Consider the following 19689-nt stretch of genomic DNA (forward strand, 5'->3'; position numbering starts at 1 on the left):
GATCAGACCTTCTGCGTCCCGGCTGCGCGGGCGAGCACCCCGCCGCCCACGGGCGACTTCACGCCCGTCGTCCCGGGAAAGGTGAGCGGGAGCCCCTTTGCGGAACGCACGGCGAGATAGGCCCAGGCCTCCGCCTCCATGGCGTCACCGTCGAAACCCGCCTGCTCGGCGGACAGCACCATCGCTCCTCGTTCGCCGGCGAGACGCAACAGATCACCCATGATGGTGCGATTGAGCCTGCCGCCGCCGCAGATCACGAAGGTCTTCGGAAAACCCGGCAGATGGCCTGCAGATTTGAGGATCGCGGCTGCCGAGACATAGGCGAGCGTGCGGGCACCATCTGAAAGCTCGGCCTCGTGGCCCTGCGGCGGACGAAAATCATTGCGGTCGAGCGCGCGCCGGGTCTTGGCCGTGAAGAAGGTATTGTCGAGGTAGCGCTCGGCCAGCGTCATGACGACGGACCCTTCGGAGGCGATGCGCCCGCCATCATCATAGGGAATGCCGGCATGCGCCTCGACCCACTGGTCGATCAGCGTGTTGCCAGGGCCGCTGTCGAAGCCGATGATCGTCCCGTCACGATCAAGGAAAGTCAGGTTGGAGATACCGCCGATATTGACGAAACAGACGGGCCATTGATCTGTCGGGATCTTGTGCGCCAGCGCCTGATGATAAATCGGCACCAGCGGCGCGCCCTGCCCGCCATGGACCATGTCATTGGCGCGCATGTCGTAGACGACGTCGATGCCGGTCTCGCTTGCCAACAGCGGCCCGTCGCCAAGCTGCACGGTCAGCGCCTCGATTGGCCGATGCAATACGGTCTGGCCGTGGAAGCCGATGAAATCGATGGCATGGCTGTTGAGGTTTTCGCGCCTCAGAAAAAGTCGAACCGCTTCCGCATGACGTAGAGTCAGGTCCCTCTCCATACGTGAGAGGTCACCCGGCCGCTCGTCGCGCCGGGTGATTGCCTTGGCCTCATCCAGCGCCTGCTTCAAGCGGTCGCGGAAGGGTGGATCGTAGGGCACCGAGAGAAAGGCGCCTTGCTCGACCACCGTCTCGCCATCGGTGCGCAGAAGCGCCACGTCGATGCCATCCATCGAGGTGCCGCTCATCAACCCGATCGCCGTCCTGATTTCCGCCATTTGCCACCCGATTCGACTGCCGTTCACGCCGGACATTCATGACCGAGACGGGTGCACAATTCAAAAAACAATGCTAAAGCCCGCGCGGATTTTACCGATTGCCACCGAAAGACCAGAGAAACCGAAAGCAACAGCGTCATGACGAAGTTCAAGTCCGATTTCCTCCGCACCATGCATGAGCGCGGCTTCATTCATCAGATCTCCGATGAAACCGGCCTCGACGACCTGCTCGCCAAGGAAAGCGTGACTGCCTATATCGGCTATGACCCGACAGCGCCTTCACTGCATGCCGGCAGCCTGATCCAGATCATGATGCTGCACTGGTTCCAGGAAACCGGCCACCAGCCGATCTCGCTGATGGGCGGCGGTACGGGCATGGTCGGCGACCCCTCCTTCAAGGAGGAAGCCCGGCAGTTGATGACGATCGACAAGATCGAGGACAACATTGCCTCGATCAAGCGTTGTTTCGCCAATTACCTCGATTACGACAAGGGCCCCAAGGGCGGCGCCCTGATGATCAACAATGCCGAATGGCTGCGTGGGTTGAACTATCTCGAGTTCCTGCGCGACGTTGGCCGTCACTTTTCGGTCAACCGCATGCTCTCCTTCGACAGCGTCAAGACGCGCCTCGATCGCGAGCAGTCGCTGTCCTTCCTCGAATTCAACTACATGATCCTGCAGGCCTACGACTTCGTCGAGCTCAACCAGCGTTACGGCTGCCGGCTGCAAATGGGCGGTTCGGACCAGTGGGGCAATATCATCAACGGCATCGATCTCGGACATCGCATGGGCACGCCGCAGCTCTATGCACTGACCTCGCCGCTGCTGACCACTTCGTCTGGCGCCAAGATGGGCAAGTCGGCCAACGGCGCCGTCTGGCTCAACGCAGACCTGCTTTCGGCCTATGACTTCTGGCAATACTGGCGCAACACCGAAGACGCCGATGTCGAGCGTTTCCTGAAGCTTTACACGACCATGTCGATGGACGAAGTGAAGAAGCTTGCGTCACTTGGCGGTTCCGAGATCAACGAAGCGAAGAAGATCCTCGCCACCGAGATCACTGCGATCCTTCACGGTCGAGCTGCGGCCGAGGAAGCGGCGGAAACCGCGCGCAAGACCTTCGAGGAAGGCGCTGTTTCAGCCAATCTGCCGACCGTCGAAGTGGCCGCGGGCGAACTCGATGCCGGGATCGGTCTGCTCGCCTTGATCGTCAAGGCCGGTCTTGCTGCCTCGAACGGTGAAGCGCGTCGCCATGTCCAGGGTGGTGCTGTGAAAATCAACGACGCCGCCGTCTCCGACGAGCGCTCGTCCATCGGCAGCGCGGAGGTCACTGCCGATGGCGTGATCAAGCTTTCGCTCGGCAAGAAGAAGCACGTTCTCGTCAAGCCGGTCTGACCGTCGGAAAACACCATTAGAAACCTTCGGAAAAGCCCGCGATTGCGGGCTTTTCTGCATTCGTAAACACGGCTTAACTCCTGGCGCATTTTTAACCAGTAGAACGGCATTGCCGATAAACGCAGCAACCTCCTGCACAAACGCATAGCAGTCGCACATTAATTGCACTGCACAATCTTGTTTTACGGGCGTATAAGAAGGTCAATCGCTGATGCGGGAACAACCGCAGGATCAGCCAAGACCTTCACCGAGGAAACCACCATGAACCCGATCCGCATTGCCAAGAACTGGATGAGCTACCGTCGCACGATGGCCGAACTGGGCAACCTGTCCTCCCAGACCCTGAACGACATCGGCGTAACTCGCTACGAAATCCGCAACATCGCTGCACGCTCGTTCCGTTAATCGGAACTGCCTACAGCAGCCTGTCAAACGGCACCGCATGGTGCCGTTTTTGATTCCGGCGTTAACAATGTGAACGCCTGCCGCGGCAAGCCGCTCCTCCGTCGATGGACCTTGCGCCACCAGCCGTGATATGGAGCCGCCCATGACGAACAGCACACTCTCTCCCATTCACATCATCGGCGGTGGCCTTGCTGGCTCCGAGGCTGCCTGGCAAGCGGCTGAAGCCGGTGTCCCGGTGATTCTGCACGAAATGCGCGGCGTACGCGGCACGGATGCACACAAGACCGACGGCCTTGCCGAACTGGTCTGTTCCAATTCCTTCCGCTCCGACGACGCAACGGCGAATGCCGTCGGCGTCATTCATGCCGAGATGCGGCTGGCCGGGTCTCTGATCATGGCCTGCGCCGACAAACACCAGGTCCCGGCCGGTGGCGCACTCGCCGTCGACCGCGATGGTTTCTCCGAAGCCGTGACGGCCGCGATCCAGCAACACCCGCTCATCACCGTGACGCGCGAGGAAGTCACCGGCCTTCCGCCCGAGGAATGGGACCTCGCGATCATCGCGACCGGACCCCTCACCTCGCCGGCGCTGGCTGAAGCCATCCGCGAAAAGACCGGCAAGGATGCACTCGCATTCTTCGATGCCATCGCGCCGATCGTGCACACCGACAGCATCAACATGGACGTCTGCTGGTTCCAGTCGCGCTACGACAAGGTCGGACCGGGTGGCACGGGCAAGGACTACATCAACTGCCCGCTCGACGAGAGCCAGTATAATGCCTTCATCGATGCGCTGATCGAAGGCGATGCCGTCGGCTTCAAGGAATGGGAAGGCACACCGTATTTTGATGGCTGCCTGCCGATCGAGGTCATGGCCGAACGTGGCCACGAGACACTACGTCACGGCCCGATGAAGCCCATGGGCCTCACCAATGCGCATAATCCGACCGTCAAACCCTATGCCGTGGTACAGCTTCGCCAGGACAATGCACTCGGCACGCTCTACAACATGGTCGGCTTCCAGACAAAGCTGCGCTATGGCGCCCAGGCCGAGATTTTCAGGATGATACCGGGCCTCGAAAATGCGGAGTTTGCCCGCCTCGGCGGATTGCACCGCAACACCTATATCCACTCACCGACCCTGCTCGACCAGAGCCTTCAGCTGAAGGCACGACCCGGCCTGCGTTTCGCCGGCCAGATCACCGGCTGCGAGGGTTATGTCGAAAGCGCCTCGATCGGGCTGCTCGCAGGTCGTTTCGCTGCTGCACAGCGCAAGGGCGAGACGATCAGCATGCCTCCTGCGACGACCGCCCTGGGTTCGCTGCTGAACCACATCACCGGTGGCCACATCGTCTCGGACGAGGAGCCTGGCAAACGGTCGTTCCAGCCGATGAACATCAATTTCGGGCTATTCCCGGAACTGGAACCGGGCTCGATCGTCAAGCCGGAGGGCGTGAAGCGCTTCCGCGGCAAGGACAAGACGATCATGAAGCGTCAACTGGTCTCGGCGCGCGCGCTCGCCGACTGCAAGACCTGGCTCGGCGCCGCCTGACGGCAGAGTTATCAGCCTCCGGCGCCGGATACCGTTTCCGGCGCCATGTCGGCATGGCCGACATAGTTTCCGAGCAGCCAGAGAGAAACTTCGGCAGCGACGGCGGGATTGACGAAGGTGAATTCGCCGTTGTGAAAGGGTGCGTCGAGAAACTCGACCGCAAACCCCTTGCCGGTCGGCAGAGGCTGCACGCGCACGGTGCCCGGCTCAATCAGATGGCAGGCGAAGTGGTTGCGCATGCTGCGCATGAAACCTGCCTTGTTGTCGTGCAGACGCACGAAAACGGCCTTGCCGTCGGACGTGGCATGAAGACTGCGGATCGCTTCCTGGGGGAAGGCACGGCCGAATTCAAGGATAGCAAGCCCGGCGTCCTGAAACCCCTCGTCCTCCTGCCGCACCATGCGCGAGGAAAAATAGGCAAGTGCCAGGATCAGCGCAAAGACGATACCCCAAGTCACCATGATCTGCTCTCGCCTCCTTCGACACATACTCTATCGCAACGGCAGCTAGCAGACGAGCCTTGCGTGAACGTGGCGTCGCAACTTGGGACGCGTCAGAGCCGCCCGGAGAGCAGCAAGCGCATCATGGCGAACTGGCGCCGCCATTGCGGCGGCCGGATATCTGCCGTGAGGGAAGCGGCTCCCGCCTTTGCGGCTCTCTTCAGAACCGGCTCGGCCAAGGTCACAGGCAGGAAGGCCGGAACCAGGCTTTTCGGCAGGCGCCCGGCAGAACGTGCCTTGCGCAGGTGATCGAGGCCGAAACCGGCAAAGGCCTGGATGGCCGCGTCGACGCGATCGTCCTTACCTGCAGTCAAGAATGCGTGGCGATCCAGACCGACGGAGGCAAGGATCTGCGTCGGCAGATAGACCTGTCCGCGTGCCCTGTGGATCGGCAAGAGTAGAATGGCACCGGCGACAGCCAGCGCCACGCCGGCATGGCCGACGATGTCGGCGGCGCCCTCCGCAGCTTCAGGGTCCAGCACAAGGCTTGCGAGCTGGATCAGCGCGGACGCCGTTTCGCCGGCATAACCCTCGAACATGTTGGTGGTTTCCATGGGATCGTCATAGAGATCGAAGGTCCGGGCGTCCGCCATGGCAATGAGTGGTGCGACCGGCAGACGCCAGGCCTGTACGGCACGTATCAATTCGGCTGCGACCGGATTGGCCGCAGTCTCGCCATGGGCGGCGCCTTCCAGAAGATCGCGCCAGTATTGAAGGCGCACTTCGCCCGGCAAGGGCTCGCGCACGAGGTCGCGAACACGGGCAAGCTCGGCATTGTAGGCGTAGAGCGCGACGATGGCCGCGCGTCGGTCTGCGGGCGTCAGCAAGGCCGCGAGATAGCGGTCCCGGTCCGTCTCGCGCAGCGTCTGCAGGCAGAGTGCCTCATTGGCCGACGGTATATCGTTCACGATGCACCTCTCCGGGGACGGGGTCAGACCGCAATGAGGGCGGCTGCGACCGGCCGCTGCTCGGCCAGCATGATGTTATACGTGCGGATGGCAGCACCTGTTCCCATCGGATCTGCGGCAATGCCCTTTGCCTTCAGGGTCGCGCGGAGATCCGGATCGATGAGACGCAGCTGACGGCCGGTCCCGAGGATCAGGAATTCGATCCCCGTTTCGGCGAAGACACGGGAGAGCGACTCCACGGTCAGCGGCTCCTCCTCGGTCTGCTCCCAGCCATAGACACCGGAGGGCAGGAGCAGAAGCGAACCGCGATGCGACATGTCGGCAAAGCGGAACCCGCCATTGCCGTAACTGTCAATGCCGGGTCGCCCGGGGAAATGGGCATCACGGATGGTGACGCCCTTGTCTCCGAAGCCAAACACCATCGGCTCAGGCCCCGGCCTTGGCCGGTACCTTTTCGCCTTCTGTCTCGTCCCGCTGGAAGTTCTCCGGACGCAGCTTGAAGGCAATCAGGATCGGGCCGGCGATGTAGATCGACGAGAAGGTGCCGATCAGGACGCCTGCCAGCATGGCGAAGGTGAAGGAAGCGATGACCTCGCCGCCGAAGAGATAGAGCGCGCCGAGAGCAAGGATCGTACTGCCGGCCGTCAGAACCGTTCGCGAAAGGGTCTGATTGATCGATTCGTCGATGAGTACCTCGAGCGGCATCTTCTTGTAACGCCTGAGGTTTTCGCGCATGCGGTCATAGACGACGACCGTGTCATTCAACGAATAACCGATGATCGTCAGGATCGCGGCGATACTGGTGAGGTTGAATTCGATCCCCGTCACCACGAACAGGCCGATCGTGAACACCACATCGTGCAAGGTCGCGATGATCGCACCCAGAGCGAATTGCCACTCGAACCGGAACCAGATGTAGATCAGGATGCCGAAGAGCGCTGCGGCAACGCCGATCGTTGCAGAATAGGTGAGGTCGCTCGACACGGACGGGCCGACCACCTCGACGCGGCGGAAGTCGTATTCGGCTTCGAGCTCGCCTCGGACCTTGGTCAGGGCCGACTGTTCGGCATTCTCACCGCCGTCCTGCGCCTGCAGGCGGATCAGCGCACTCGTATCGTCACCGAAGCCCTGGGCCTGGACCTCACCGAGGTTCAGCTGGCTGAGGCGCTCGCGGATGTCAGAGAGATCCGCGGCACCGTCTCGGGCCTGGACCTCGATGATGGAGCCGCCCTTGAAATCGATGCCGAGATTCATGCCGACCGTCGCGAAGCCGACGAGCGATGCCACCGAAATCACCATGGCGAGCCCGAAGTTGAACTTGCGCGCTGCCATGAAGCGAATGTTGCGGTTGTCGAAGAAACCGGTGCGAACGCTCTTCGGCATATGCTTCGGGCGCTTCCAGCGATACCAGAAGGCCATCAGCCAGAAGGTCAGGGTGAAGGCGGTGAAAACGGTGGTGACGATACCGATCGACAGCGTCACGGCGAAGCCGCGTACCGGGCCGGACCCGAGGAAGAACAGAACCACGGCTGCGATCAGCGTCGTCAGGTTGGCGTCGACGATGGTCGCGAAGGCCTTCTTGAAGCCGACATCGATTGCCTGGATCAGTGGTCGACCATTGCGCGCTTCCTCGCGGATGCGCTCGTAGATGAGAACGTTGGAGTCGACCGCCATGCCCATGGTGAGCACGATGCCGGCGATACCGGGCAGCGTCAGTGTCGAACCGATCAGCGACAGAGCCGCAAGGATCATGGCGATGTTTGCGGCGAGCGCGATGTTCGCCATAATGCCGAAGGTACCGTAGAAGGCGATCATGAAGAAGATGACGGCCACGCCACCGATGATGCTGGCTGTGACGCCGGCATTGATCGAATCCTGGCCGAGACCGGGACCGACGGTTCGTTCCTCGACTACGGTCAATGTCGCCGGAAGGGCACCCGCGCGAAGAAGGACCGCGAGATCGTTTGCGCCTTCGACGGAGAAGTTGCCGGAAATCTGGCCCGAACCGCCCAGAATGGGCTCGCGAATGACCGGCGCCGAAATCACCTGCTGATCGAGGACGATGGCAAAGGGGCGCCCCACGTTTTCCTGCGTCGCCTGGGCGAAACGCTGTGCGCCTCGGCTGTCGAAGCGGAAGCTGACGACGGGTTCATTGGTGCGCTGGTCGAAAGAGGCCTGCGCATCAACCAGGTTCTCGCCGGAAATCAGCGCGCGGCGCTCGATCAGGTAGGGAACGACCGGATCATCCGTCGAATAGAGCACTTCCGACTGCGCCGGCGGCCGATTGTTGATCGCCTCCGTCGCCGGCATGCTGGTATCGACCATATGGAAGGAAAGCTTGGCGGTCTGGTTCAGAAGCGCTTTAAGGCGCTGCGGATCGGTCAGGCCCGGGACCTGCACGATGATTCGGTCATCGCCCTGGCGCTGGATCAACGGCTCGGTGGTCCCGAGTTCATCGACGCGGCGCCGAACGACTTCCATCGATTGGGTCAGCGCGGACGAAACGCGGTAATCGATGCCCTCGTCGGTCAGAGAAAGACGCAACAGACCATCTTCGGCCTGTTCGACGGCCACTTCGTTCACCGTGCCGCCGGTGAGGCCACCGACGCTGACCGGATCGGTCAGGGAACGCAGCGCCTCGATGGCTGCCGGGATCTTATCGGCATCGGTGATGCGCACCTGGATCTGCTGGCCGACGCCGGACAGACCCGTGTAGCGGATGCCGGCGTCACGCAGCTGCGATCGAACGTCACCGACGATCGTCTCCAGGCGTTCCTTGACGATATCCTGGCGCTCCAGCTTCAGCATGATATGCGAGCCGCCCTGAAGGTCGAGGCCCAGCGTTATCTTCTGGGTCGGGAACCAGGAAGGAAATGTTTCCAGTTCCTCGTCCGTGAAGGCATTGGGCAGGGCAACCAGGACGCCGAGCGCGACGACCAACCAGATGAACAATGTCTTCCAGCGAGAAATGTAAAGCATGGAACTCTCGAATTAAGGCAGCGGAAAATGGCAAAGGCCGGCACGAGGCCGGCCCTGCGGGATCAGGCGGCAGTCTCGGCCTTGACCGGCTCACCCTTGACGCGGACTTCCGCAACATACTGGCGCATGGCCCGAACCTTCACGCCATCGGCGATCTCGACTTCGAGCTCCTTGTCGTCGATGACCTTGGTCACCTTGGCGACAATGCCGCCACCCATCACGACCTGATCGCCGCGACGGATGGACGAGAGGGTTTCCTCACGCTTCTTCATCTGCTTCCGCTGCGGACGAATGAGGAAGAAATACCAGACCACCATCAGAGGTGCGAAGAGCAGCAGCATCTCCAATCCGGAACCCATGGCGCCCGAAGCAGCGCCGCCGTCCTGGGCAAAGGCCTGTGTGATAAACATGAAAAAACTCCCATTGAATCCAAGTGGAGGAGCCACGCGGCCCCCTCGTCAGGTCGCCGGAATATAGTGAGAGGCCCCATGAATGCAACAGAAACAGCACCGCGGCGTACCATTTTCCAGCCGCCTACCCTTTCTGCCCGCAATTCTGCGTGATACCGCCCGGCCACAGGCTCAAAGAGCCGGACCAGACGACAAGGAGGATGACGAATGGCCGATCAGACCGTGGCTGCACTTCTGGCCGAAGTGAAGCGTCTCGCCGATGCCGTGGAGCGGATTGCCGGGCCAGCACCTGCCGCCAACGACTGGCAGGCGGCAGACTGTTTCGTCTGGGCCCCGCACCGATTGCACCTTCAACCGGTCAAGCGCCCCAATCGCGTCGAGATCGGGCTGATCCGGGGCGTGGACCATGTCCGCGACATCCTGCACGAGAACACCTTGCGGTTCGCCGAGGAATTTCCGGCCAACAACGTCCTGCTGTGGGGTGCGCGCGGCATGGGCAAATCCTCTCTGGTCAAGGCCGTACATGCCGACATCGTGAAGACCACAGGCGCCTCGCTCAAACTGGTCGAGGTTCACCGGGAGGACATTTCCAGCCTGCCGGCCCTGCTCGACATCATCAAGGACGCCCCGCACCGCATCGTCGTCTTTTGCGACGACCTTTCCTTCGACCATGACGACACGGCCTACAAGTCGCTGAAAGCCGCGCTCGATGGCGGTGTCGAGGGACGGCCGGACAATGTCCTTTTCTACGCGACCTCAAACCGCCGCCATCTGCTGCCCCGCCACATGATGGAAAACGAACAGTCGACGGCCATCAATCCATCCGAGGCCGTGGAGGAGAAAGTCTCGCTTTCGGATCGCTTCGGCCTGTGGCTCGGCTTCCACAAATGCAGCCAGGACGACTACCTGACAATGATCGACGGCTATGCCGATCACTTCGACCTGCCGCTGCCGCGCGAGCAATTGCAACACGAGGCGCTTGAATGGGCCACCACGCGAGGCGGGCGATCTGGCCGTGTCGCCTGGCAGTATATTCAGGACCTCGCCGGCCGGCTGCGCATATCGACCGACCGGCGCTGAACCTGGAGCCTGAAATTACGCAAAAAGGCCCGGAGCGCGAGCTCCGGGCCTTTTCACTCACCTGGTACGCAATACTATTCCAGGAAAGTGATGGGGTTGACCGGGGCCGCGTCCTTGCGGACTTCGAAGTGCAGCATCGGTCGCTTGACGTTGCCGGTCATGCCGGAGGTTGCGATCGTCTGGCCACGCTGGACCTTCTGGCCACGCTGGACCGACAGGCTGTCGGCATGGCCGTAGACGGTGACCTTGCCGTCGTCATGACGGACGAGGACCGTGTTGCCGAGCTCTTTCAGACCATTGCCGGCATAGATGACCACACCATTTTCAGCAGCCTTGATCGGCGTGCCCTGCGGTACGGAGATCGCGATCCCGTCACTGCGCTTGCCGTCGATATTGGAGCCGAAGTTGGCGATGACCGCGCCGCGGGCGGGCCAGCGATATTTGCCGATCCCCGTCATTTCAGGGGCTGTCGTATCAGACTTGACGGCGGCGACTTCGGTGACCGACTTGGTCGCGGCAGGCGCCGTGTAGCCGGCGGGCTGACCATTGGCCGGAACGGACGCGGTCTTGACCAGGTCGGCCGCAACCTGCGCAGTCGCTGTCGACTTGTTACCCTTCGCCGGGACGGCGAGCGCCTGCCCGATGCGGATATTGCCGGTTGTCAGGCCATTCGCCTTCTTGAGTTCATCAACCGAGACGCCATTCGCCTTCGCGATCCGCACGAGAGAATCGCCGGGCTTCACCACATAGGAGCCAGCACCCTCGCCTGCCCCCGTCGCCACCTTGCCGGTGGCTGCAGACGCCTGAACCTGCTGCTTTTCGCGAGAATTCGGCGCATTCGGCAGAACTGCAACATTCTGCTGCTGGTCGCCCGGCAGGATCGGCTTGCGACCGTCGGCTGGCAGACCGGAGGCGTCGGCAGCAGCGCGTGCTGCATTCGGACCGCCAAAGGTCGGGATGATGACGAGTTGTCCCGGAGCAGCGTCTGTGGGCTGGGTCAGACCATTGGCCTTGAGCAGTTCCTTCTGCGGGACGCCATAACGATCGGCGAGCGTCGCAATGGTTTCGCCGGGGCGCAGCGTCACGCGGGCAGCACCCGCCGTTGACCAGCCGCCCTGCTTCGGCGTGGTACCGGTGCTGCGAGGCTCTGCGAGCACCTGGTTCGCATTTACCATTGCCACCTGAGCGCCCTGCTGGGGTGCCGAGGGGAAGGGCTGCGAGAGCGCTGCAGCGCGTTCGGAATTGTTGCCGGACACCGGCGCCTGGGCCATGCCCGATGGTGCGGCGAGTTCGGATCGCTGGACGGATGCAGGGGTACTTGCAGCCCGGGCTGAAGCCGGCTGCTCATAGCCTGGGCTTGCCGGCATCGGCTGAACCATGGCCTGGTTCTGGGCGTACATCCCACCACCGTTGCCGATGTTTTCGGCAGGAACGGGCGGCTGACCGCGCATGGCGGACTGGCGGGGAATGGACGCTGTGGTCAAACTGTCAGTCGAGAAGACCGAGCCGAACCGCGAGGCATCCGAACTGCAACCGGCTGCCGTGCCAGCCAGGAGAAGCGCGCCGCACAAACGAGCAAAGGACAATCCAGCTTTCGGCGATACACTTTTACGCATGACTCGACCCACAAATGACACAACTTGATGTGGGTTCATTAAAGCGCGTTAGTATTACCGGTCAGTTAACCCCCGGGGATTCGCCGTGAACGAATTCGTCCAAGCGCATATAAGAAGACACCGGACCGGCGTCTGCGCAGGCCCTCCAGCGGCCCGAGACAAATACAAAAAACGGCCTCAGAGGTGCTGGGCGATCTTCGGCTGCAGCGGCAGGAAGGGAACCTCGAAGAGATCCTCCCGCTCGAAACGGCTGCCTGTCTTGGTCAGACGCACCATGATGCATCGCTGCTCGTCCACCATCAGGGGCACGAGAAGCATGCCCCCCGAAACCAGTTGTTCGGCGTAGAAGCGTGGCATGGCCGGATAGGCAGCGGTCGAGACGATCCGGTCGAAGGTCCCTTCTCCCGGCAGGCCGTTCATCCCGTCCACCTGACGCAGAATGACATTGCGGATCGAAAGCTGCTCAAGTCGCCGCTGTGCCGCCGCAAGCAGCGTCTTGTAACGCTCGATGGAGATGACCCGCTCGGCGAGCCGACCGATTACTGCCGTCAGAAACCCGCTTCCCGTGCCGATTTCCAGGACACGATGGCCGGGCTTCACCTGCAGATGCGACAACAGCCGGACCGAAAGGTCGGCCCCTTCCATGAACTGCCCGCATTCGATGGGAATGGAACGGGTCGAATAGGCGCTTTGCGCGAATTCCGGTGGCACGAAGATCGAGCGCGGCGTTTGTTCGACCGCCGTCAGAAGATCCAGATTGGTGATGCCCTCAGCGCGCAGACGGAGAACCAGAGCGGCGAAACCTTCGCGCTCGACAAGCGCCGACCTCAAGCCGCGCCTCCCCTCGCAAGGGCTTCCGCGACGATGTCCTGCACCGTGTAATCCGTCATATCGAGTTTCAGCGGCGTGACCGAAATCTTGTTCTCTCTCAGCGCGTTGATATCCGTTCCTGCGCGGAAGTTCCCCTTGCGATCGCCGAAGCGGAGCCAGAAATAGGGAAGCCCGCGCCCGTCCTGACGCTCTTCGACCGAGAGGCCGAAATCGAGCTTGCCCTGTGACGTGACATCGATGCCCTGCACGTCCGCCGGTTCACAATTCGGGAAATTGAGATTGAGAAAAGTGCCGGGTGGCAGATCGACCGTCGAGAGCTTCCTCAACAGGTCCGGCGCCAGAGCTTCGGCCACATGCCATGGGATCGGTGAACCCGCCTCGTAGCTGTAGGCCTGGCTCAGAGCGAAGGAGCGGATGCCATGCACCGTTCCCTCGATCGCACCTGCAACCGTTCCCGAATAAGTCACGTCGTCCGCGAGGTTGGCGCCAGCATTGACACCCGAAAGAACCAGATCGGGCTTGCGGTCGAGCACCTTGCGGATCGCCATGATGACGCAATCCGTCGGCGTGCCGCGCAATGCGAATTTCTGGTCTCCGAGTTCGCGCAGACGCAAGGGTTCCGACAGCGTCAGCGAATGGGCAAGGCCGCTCTGGTCGGTCTCCGGTGCCACGATCCAGACATCGTCGGAGAGGTTGCGGGCGATGCGCTCCAGGGCGCCGAGCCCCGGAGCATGGATACCGTCGTCATTCGTCAGCAAGATGCGCATGGTCACTCCGGGCGCGGCGTGATCAGGCCGCCTTCTCGATTTTCTTGATGCCGCCCATATAGGGCAGGAGCACGTCGGGAACGGTGATCGAGCCGTCCTCGTTGAGGTAGTTCTCCATGACAGCGATGAGGCAGCGGCCGACGGCCGTGCCGGAACCGTTCAGCGTGTGCACGAAGGTCGTGCCCTTGCCGTCCTTGTTGCGATAGCGGGCATTCATCCGACGCCCCTGGAAATCGCCGCAGACGGAGCAGGACGAGATTTCGCGGTAGGCGTTCTGCCCCGGCAGCCAGACTTCGAGGTCATAGGTCTTGCGGGCGCCGAAGCCCATGTCGCCGGTGCAAAGCGTCATGGTCCGGAAGTGCAGGCCGAGGCGCTTCAACACTTCTTCGGCGCAGGCCGTCATGCGCTCGTGCTCGGCCATGGAGCTTTCGGCGTCGGTGATCGAGACGAGCTCGCATTTCCAGAACTGGTGCTGGCGCAGCATGCCGCGCGTGTCGCGGCCGGCCGAGCCTGCTTCCGAGCGGAAGGACGGCGTCAGGGCGGTAAAGCGCAGCGGCAGTTTTTCTTGGTCGAGGATTTCGCCAGCGACCAGATTGGTCAGTGTCACCTCCGCCGTCGGGATCAGCCAGCGGCCATCCGTCGTCCTGAACAGGTCTTCGGCGAATTTCGGAAGCTGCCCCGTGCCGTACATGGCGTCATCACGCACCATCAGGGGCGACGACACTTCCGTATAACCGTGTTCCGAGGTGTGCAGGTCGAGCATGAACTGGCCAAGGGCGCGCTCGAGCCGGGCAAGCTGGCTGGTCAGCACAGTGAAGCGGGCGCCGGACAGCTTTGCAGCGCGCTCGAAGTCCATGTAGCCGAGGTTTTCGCCGATTTCGTAGTGCTCGAACGCCTTGTGGTTCCACATCGGCTTTTCGCCGACGACCCGGGCGACGACATTGTCGTGCTCGTCCTTGCCGACAGGGACGTCGTCATGCGGAATGTTCGGGATGCGCGACAGGGCGTCGGTCAGCTCGGCAGTAAGCTGACGCTCTTCCTCTTCGGCGGCCGGCAGCGTGTCCTTGAGCGAGGCGACTTCCGCCTTCAGCTTTTCGGCCAGCTCCATGTTCTTCTGCGCCATGGCGGCGCCGATCTCCTTGGAGGCGCTGTTGCGGCGCGACTGCATGTCCTGCATCGCCTGGGCGACGGCGCGGCGCTTCTGGTCGAGCGCGATCAGTGAGGCAGACAGCGGCTCGGCACTGCGCTTGGCGAGTGCGGCATCGAGGGCCTCGGGGTTTTCACGGATCCACTTGATATCGAGCATCGTCGTTCCAGGTCTTGTGCTTCGACCGGGAGCGGAGTGGCCGGCGGCCATGTCCGGCCCCATGTCGTGATGGGTTTTGGCGTCGTCGAAACGGCGTCGGCGCCGATTCAGGTTTCCTCTGACGAGGAAGCCTCGGCAAGGTCGGCGGCTTCTGCAGACCGAGCACGGTTCTTCTCGACGAGTCGCGCCGCGTAGATAGCCACCTCGTAGAGAAGGATTGTCGGCAGTGCAAGACCGATCTGGGAGAGCGGATCCGGCGGTGTCAGGACGGCTGCAACGACGAAGGCGACGACGATGAAGTACTTGCGCTTGTCCGCCAGCCACCGGCTGTCCAGAATGCCGACCCGCGCCAGAAGCGTGGTGATGACGGGCAGCTGGAACACAAGACCGAAGGAAAAGACCAGCGTCATGATCAGGCTGAGATATTCGGAAACCTTGGGCAGCAGCGAGATCGCCACCTCCCCCTCGCCGGGGCTTTGCTGCATGGCGAGGAAGAACCACATCACCATGGGCGTGAAGAAGAAATAGACGAGCGAGGCGCCGAGCAGAAAGAGCAGAGGCGAGGCAATCAGGAACGGCAGGAAGGCGGCGCGCTCGTTCTTGTAGAGACCGGGCGCCACGAATTTGTAGATCTGCGAGGCGATCACCGGAAAGGCGATGACCATGGCGCCGAAGGCCGCCACCTTCACCTGGGTGAAGAAGAATTCCTGGGGCGCCGTATAGATCAGCTCCGCCTTGCTTAAATCCATGCCAGCCCAGGACACGGCCCATTTATAGGGAACGACCAGCATGTTGAAGAGCGGCTTGGCGAAGTAGAAGCATACGATGAAGGCGAGGAAGAATGCGCCGAGCGCCCAGATGAGGCGCGACCGCAGTTCAATCAGATGCTCGATCAGCGGCTGGGGCTTGTCGTCTGTCTCGCCGCTCATGCGCGGTCCTCACTCTTGGGCTTGCGTGCCTTGGGTGCCGATTTGGCAATAGCCTTTTCGGCCGGGGCGGGCTTGGTCGCTGCCGGTTTGACGGGAGCGGCCTTCGCCTTCGTCGCCTTCGGCTGAGAGGCGACCGGGACAGCGGCTGCCACGGGCGCGGCTTTCAAGGTCCTGGAGGCCGCCTTCGCCGGAGCATCGGCCTTGGCGGCAGCCTTGCGACCAGCCGGCTTCTTTGTGGTGACCGGAGCCGCCGCGGCGGGCGCCGAGGTCGCCGGGCCGGTGACTGGCGTGGTCGCAGCGGGAGCAGCAGCTTGCGCGGCTGGCGGGACTGCGGCCGGTTTCAGCGCATCCGGCACTTCGCCGAGGCCGAGCGGCACGTCCGGCAAAATGGAATTCTCTTCGTAACCGTCATCCTGCGGCGCGGGCTTGCTCTGGGGGCGCGTGGAACGCTCCAGATCCGACTTGATCTCCTGCCCCATCTGGCGCAGCGGGTTCAAAGTCTCCCGGATCGTATTGGCAGGATTGAGCGAACGGATGTCGTTGACCGAATTCTTCAGGTCATCGAGCTCGGCCTCCCGGAGGGCCTCATCGAACTGGGATCGAAACTCGCCCGCGGTCTGTCGCAGACGCTTCGTCATCTTGCCGAAGGCCCGGATCATCGGCGGCAGGTCCTTGGGACCCACGACCACGATCAGGATCACGGCGACCACCAAAAGCTCGGTCCAGCCTATATCCAGCATGCAAACGGGCTCCTGATGCCACCAAGGGCGCCTCGGAACGGGCGCCGGACTTCCAACACTTCAACGAAGAGCGGGCAGCCCGAAGAGCCGCCCGTCCAATTGGCGGATGCCGATCACTTTACCTCGTCGGCCTTGTGATCGACCGTCTTCGTCGCGGTCGGCTGGGCCGGAGGGGTCGAGGCGGTCGGCTTTTCGCTCTCGTCCTCTTCGCTGATGCCCTTCTTGAAGCTCTTGATGCCCTTGGCCACGTCACCCATCAGTTCCGGGATCTTGCCGCGGCCGAAGAGAAGCAGGACGATCGCCAGAACGATGATCCAGTGCCAAATGCTAAACGAACCCATGCCTGCCACTCCTTAGATTTTTGTTTCCCCGATGTAGGGGCTTTCCGGTGTCTTTTCAAACACCAAAATGTCTTTCGGCTCAACCGCAATCGTGACGTCACGCACACCGGCCGACAGGACATCGGCCCGGATTCGAGCGCGGACGGGCCTCTCGGTGCCGGGGACTGCAAGGTCGAGCAGTTCGACAACGCCGAGAAAACGTCGAGCAATGATGCGGGCCGGAATGCTGCCGCCACTGTCGCGCACGGCAAGATCGGACAGGCGAACCGCAATCTCGACCTCGGTACCCTCGGCGAGATGGCCGGCTTCGGCCGCACCCAGCGGCGTTTCCACCTGTCCGCCCCGCACGCGGCCGGCGAATTCGTTGATCTCAGAAAAGAACGCGGCCGCAAAGATGTCGTTCGGTCGGCGATAGAGATCGTCCGATGTCCCGACCTGCACGAGACGCCCGTTCCGGAGGAGCGCAATGCGATCTGCCATGCGCATGGCCTCTTCGGCGTCGTGGGTGACGACGACGGCAGTCGCGCGGGTCTCACGGAGAATTGCGAGCGTATCGGCCCGCACCGTGTCCTTAAGCCGCGAATCGAGACCGGAAAAAGGTTCGTCCATCAGGAGCACGCTGGGACGGGGAGCGAGCGCTCGCGCCAGGGCCACGCGCTGCTGCTCACCGCCGGACAAGGCATGCGGAAACTTGTCGGCATAATGGGCAAGCCCGACCCGATCCAGAGCGGCCATGGCTTCCGCCACCGCGTCCTTGCGCGGCAGCGCCGTCAGGCCGAAGCGGACATTGTCGAGCACGCACATGTGAGGGAAAAGGGCGAAGTCCTGGAACATCAGCCCGATGCCACGCTTCTCCGGCGGCAGGAAGGTCCGGGGTCCAGCGACTTCACGGTCGTTGATCACCACGCGACCTGACGTCTGCGCCTCGATGCCGGCGGCAATCCTGAGCAGCGTCGTCTTGCCAGACCCGGAGGGACCGAGCAGGCAGAGGACTTCGCCGGGTTCCGCCGTCAGCGAAAGACCGCCAATCGTCTCCTTGCCGTGATAGCAGTGATGAATCTCCTCGAAGGTCAGACGTGCGGCGAAGGTCACGCCCGCCGTGCGCTGGCCGTTTCCGTGCTGGGTCTTCGCTGGATTCATTCTGCCGTCCGCGCGGTTCAGACCGGATCGTTGCAGACACAGGGACCGCAGACGAGCCGGCTTTACCGGTCATCGTTGAAAAAGCTGACCCTATTCCTCTGCTTCACCGCCCGGTGTCAAGAGGCCGAGCTCTTCGAGGTCCAGCTGGGTAATCGGATCCTCCTCCTCGCCAAGCTCGTCATGGCCCATGGGAAGCGGGATGTTGAAGTTCGCCGGAATACGGCCGGAGAGCAGCCCTGCCCCCTTCAACTCTTCGAGACCCGGCAGATCGCGCAGTTCCTCCAGCCCGAAATGATCGAGGAAATCACGGGTCGTCCCAAGGGTCACAGGGCGTCCGGGCGAACGCCGTCGCCCGCGAAAACGCACCCAGCCCGCCTCCATCAACACGTCGAGCGTGCCCTTGGAGGTCTGCACGCCTCTGATGTCCTCGATCTCGGCACGCGTAACCGGCTGGTGATAGGCGATGATCGCGAGCACTTCGAGAGCAGCACGCGAGAGCTTCTTGACCTCGGCCTCGTCGTTGCGGATGGCAAATGAGAGATCGGCCGCCGTGCGAAACGCCCAGTGGTCGTCCACCTGGACGAGGTTCACCCCGCGCGCAGCGTAATCCTCCTTCAACTGATGCAGGATCTCCGTCGCCGCGATGCCGTGTGGCAGACGCTCTTCGACAAAGGTGGTCGAAACCGGCTGGGCAGACGCGAAAACCAGGGCCTCGGCAATGCGCAACGCCTCGCGACGGTCGAGCTCGGCGCGGAGCGATGCAGAATGCCCCCCCTCCTCGGCTTCCTCGCCGTCATCCGGCTCCCTCTCGTCGACGTCGATCATCTCAGCTTCACTCCACCGATTTCAAAGCTTCGGCCCTGGGACCGCTGCGCATGTAGATCGGCTGGAAGGCCCCATCCTGTCGGATCTCAAGTCGGCCTTCACGCACGAGTTCGAGGGAGGCTGCAAAGGAACTCGCAATCGCGGTCACCCGGTCCTCGGGGCTCGGCAGGTAGCGCAACAGGAAATGGTCGAGCGCCGTCCAGTCCGTGATCTCGCCGATCATGCGGGTCAGGATCCCGCGCGCATCCGACAGCGACCAGACCCGCCGCCGCTCGATCGTCACCTGGGTGATTGCCTGGCGCTGGCGCAGTGAAGCGTAGGCCGTCAGCAGGTCGTAGAGCGAAGCCTCATAGGCGCTCGTCGCGCGCGAGGGCACATGTTCCGGCGCACCGCGCGGGTGGACATCACGGCCGAGACGGTTGCGGTTGACGAGCCGGCTTGCGGCCTCGCGCATGGCCTCCAGCCGTTTCAGGCGGAAGGCAAGCGTCTGGGCCATCTCCTCGCCCGAGGGGCCGTCGTCTTTCGGCTGCTGCGGGATCAGGAGACGCGATTTCAGATAGGCGAGCCAGGCCGCCATCACCAGATAGTCGGCAGCCAGCTCGATGCGAATGCGCCGGGCGGTTTCGATGAAGAGCAAATATTGCTCGGCCAGGGCCAGCACCGAAATGCGGGCAAGATCGACCTTCTGATTGCGGGCGAGGAAAAGTAGGAGATCGAGCGGGCCTTCGAAACCCGCAACGTCGATCAGAAGTGCCGGGTCGCTTGCGGCCCGCTCCTCGGCATTGTCCTGCCAGAGGCTGTCCATCGGCGTCGGCACCGGTGTCTC

The 19689-nt window shown here is 62.5% G+C and carries 20 protein-coding genes; 4 read left to right on the forward strand and 16 right to left on the reverse strand.

All coding sequences use genetic code 11. The annotated features are described in order from the left end of the window. Positions 1-2: 2 nt before the first annotated feature. Positions 3-1139 (reverse strand): anhydro-N-acetylmuramic acid kinase, encoded by a 1137-nt coding sequence (locus LJE98_RS16775; RefSeq protein WP_229576362.1) that lies wholly within the window; start codon positions 1137-1139, stop codon positions 3-5. Positions 1140-1277: 138 nt separating this feature from the next. Here LJE98_RS16775 and tyrS point away from each other — a divergent pair, with 138 nt between their 5' ends. The 3 genes from tyrS to trmFO all read left to right on the forward strand — a co-directional run bounded on the left by tyrS (position 1278) and on the right by trmFO (position 4491). After that, positions 1278-2534, forward strand: a complete 1257-nt coding sequence (tyrS, locus tag LJE98_RS16780) for a tyrosine--tRNA ligase (RefSeq protein ID WP_229576363.1) — start codon at positions 1278-1280, stop codon at positions 2532-2534. A gap of 261 nt (positions 2535-2795) precedes the next feature. Continuing rightward, positions 2796-2939, forward strand: a complete 144-nt coding sequence (locus LJE98_RS16785) for a DUF1127 domain-containing protein (protein WP_112247840.1) — start codon at positions 2796-2798, stop codon at positions 2937-2939. Between the two features lie 142 nt (positions 2940-3081). After that, the gene (trmFO, locus tag LJE98_RS16790; protein WP_229576364.1) at positions 3082-4491 is read left to right on the forward strand and encodes a methylenetetrahydrofolate--tRNA-(uracil(54)-C(5))-methyltransferase (FADH(2)-oxidizing) TrmFO; all 1410 of its coding nucleotides are present in this window, start codon (positions 3082-3084) and stop codon (positions 4489-4491) included. Between the two features lie 11 nt (positions 4492-4502). On the opposite strand, the gene LJE98_RS16795 is transcribed toward trmFO, so the two are convergent. The 5 genes from LJE98_RS16795 to yajC all read right to left on the reverse strand — a co-directional run bounded on the left by LJE98_RS16795 (position 4503) and on the right by yajC (position 9288). Beyond that, on the reverse strand, positions 4503-4952 hold the full coding sequence (locus LJE98_RS16795; protein ID WP_229576365.1) for a hypothetical protein: 450 nt from the start codon (positions 4950-4952) through the stop codon (positions 4503-4505). Between the two features lie 92 nt (positions 4953-5044). Beyond that, positions 5045-5899 carry a phytoene/squalene synthase family protein gene (locus LJE98_RS16800; protein ID WP_229576366.1) on the reverse strand — a complete coding sequence of 285 codons (855 nt, stop codon included), beginning with the start codon at positions 5897-5899 and terminating at the stop codon, positions 5045-5047. Positions 5900-5922: 23 nt separating this feature from the next. After that, positions 5923-6321, reverse strand: a complete 399-nt coding sequence (locus LJE98_RS16805) for an Mth938-like domain-containing protein (protein WP_229576367.1) — start codon at positions 6319-6321, stop codon at positions 5923-5925. 4 nt (positions 6322-6325) lie between these two features. Beyond that, entirely contained in the window at positions 6326-8878 is a 2553-nt protein-coding gene (gene secDF / locus LJE98_RS16810) for a protein translocase subunit SecDF (RefSeq protein WP_229576368.1), read from the reverse strand. Positions 8879-8940: 62 nt separating this feature from the next. Next, positions 8941-9288 (reverse strand): preprotein translocase subunit YajC, encoded by a 348-nt coding sequence (gene yajC, locus LJE98_RS16815; RefSeq protein ID WP_229576369.1) that lies wholly within the window; start codon positions 9286-9288, stop codon positions 8941-8943. 207 nt (positions 9289-9495) lie between these two features. Between yajC and LJE98_RS16820 the strand changes: the two genes are divergently transcribed. Continuing rightward, entirely contained in the window at positions 9496-10368 is an 873-nt protein-coding gene (locus LJE98_RS16820; RefSeq protein WP_229576370.1) for an ATP-binding protein, read from the forward strand. A gap of 74 nt (positions 10369-10442) precedes the next feature. On the opposite strand, the gene LJE98_RS16825 is transcribed toward LJE98_RS16820, so the two are convergent. The 10 genes from LJE98_RS16825 to LJE98_RS16870 all read right to left on the reverse strand — a co-directional run bounded on the left by LJE98_RS16825 (position 10443) and on the right by LJE98_RS16870 (position 19668). After that, positions 10443-11984 (reverse strand): peptidoglycan DD-metalloendopeptidase family protein, encoded by a 1542-nt coding sequence (locus tag LJE98_RS16825; RefSeq protein WP_229576371.1) that lies wholly within the window; start codon positions 11982-11984, stop codon positions 10443-10445. Positions 11985-12161: 177 nt separating this feature from the next. Then, entirely contained in the window at positions 12162-12815 is a 654-nt protein-coding gene (locus LJE98_RS16830; RefSeq protein ID WP_229576372.1) for a protein-L-isoaspartate(D-aspartate) O-methyltransferase, read from the reverse strand. Then, entirely contained in the window at positions 12812-13582 is a 771-nt protein-coding gene (gene surE / locus LJE98_RS16835; RefSeq protein ID WP_229576373.1) for a 5'/3'-nucleotidase SurE, read from the reverse strand. Before surE ends, LJE98_RS16830 begins: the two co-directional genes overlap by 4 nt. Before the next feature lie 22 nt (positions 13583-13604). Beyond that, positions 13605-14888 (reverse strand): serine--tRNA ligase, encoded by a 1284-nt coding sequence (gene serS / locus LJE98_RS16840; protein ID WP_229576374.1) that lies wholly within the window; start codon positions 14886-14888, stop codon positions 13605-13607. Between the two features lie 107 nt (positions 14889-14995). Next, positions 14996-15817: a twin-arginine translocase subunit TatC gene (gene tatC, locus LJE98_RS16845; RefSeq protein WP_229576375.1), complete on the reverse strand. Its 822-nt coding sequence runs from the start codon at positions 15815-15817 to the stop codon at positions 14996-14998. Continuing rightward, positions 15814-16557, reverse strand: a complete 744-nt coding sequence (tatB, locus tag LJE98_RS16850) for a Sec-independent protein translocase protein TatB (RefSeq protein WP_229576376.1) — start codon at positions 16555-16557, stop codon at positions 15814-15816. The genes tatC and tatB overlap by 4 nt, the downstream gene beginning before the upstream one ends. A 113-nt stretch (positions 16558-16670) precedes the next feature. Next, positions 16671-16898 carry a twin-arginine translocase TatA/TatE family subunit gene (locus tag LJE98_RS16855; RefSeq protein WP_229576377.1) on the reverse strand — a complete coding sequence of 76 codons (228 nt, stop codon included), beginning with the start codon at positions 16896-16898 and terminating at the stop codon, positions 16671-16673. Between the two features lie 12 nt (positions 16899-16910). Continuing rightward, positions 16911-18038, reverse strand: a complete 1128-nt coding sequence (locus LJE98_RS16860; protein WP_229576378.1) for an ABC transporter ATP-binding protein — start codon at positions 18036-18038, stop codon at positions 16911-16913. A 90-nt stretch (positions 18039-18128) separates the two neighbouring features. Next, positions 18129-18863, reverse strand: coding sequence for an SMC-Scp complex subunit ScpB (gene scpB / locus LJE98_RS16865; RefSeq protein ID WP_229576379.1), 735 nt, complete (start codon positions 18861-18863; stop codon positions 18129-18131). Between the two features lie 7 nt (positions 18864-18870). Beyond that, positions 18871-19668 carry a segregation and condensation protein A gene (locus tag LJE98_RS16870; RefSeq protein ID WP_229576476.1) on the reverse strand — a complete coding sequence of 266 codons (798 nt, stop codon included), beginning with the start codon at positions 19666-19668 and terminating at the stop codon, positions 18871-18873. Positions 19669-19689 lie beyond the last annotated feature (21 nt).

The sequence above is a fragment of the Rhizobium sp. 'Codium 1' genome (assembly GCF_020889605.1).
GTDB classification, from domain to species: Bacteria; Pseudomonadota; Alphaproteobacteria; order Rhizobiales; family Rhizobiaceae; genus Allorhizobium; species Allorhizobium algae.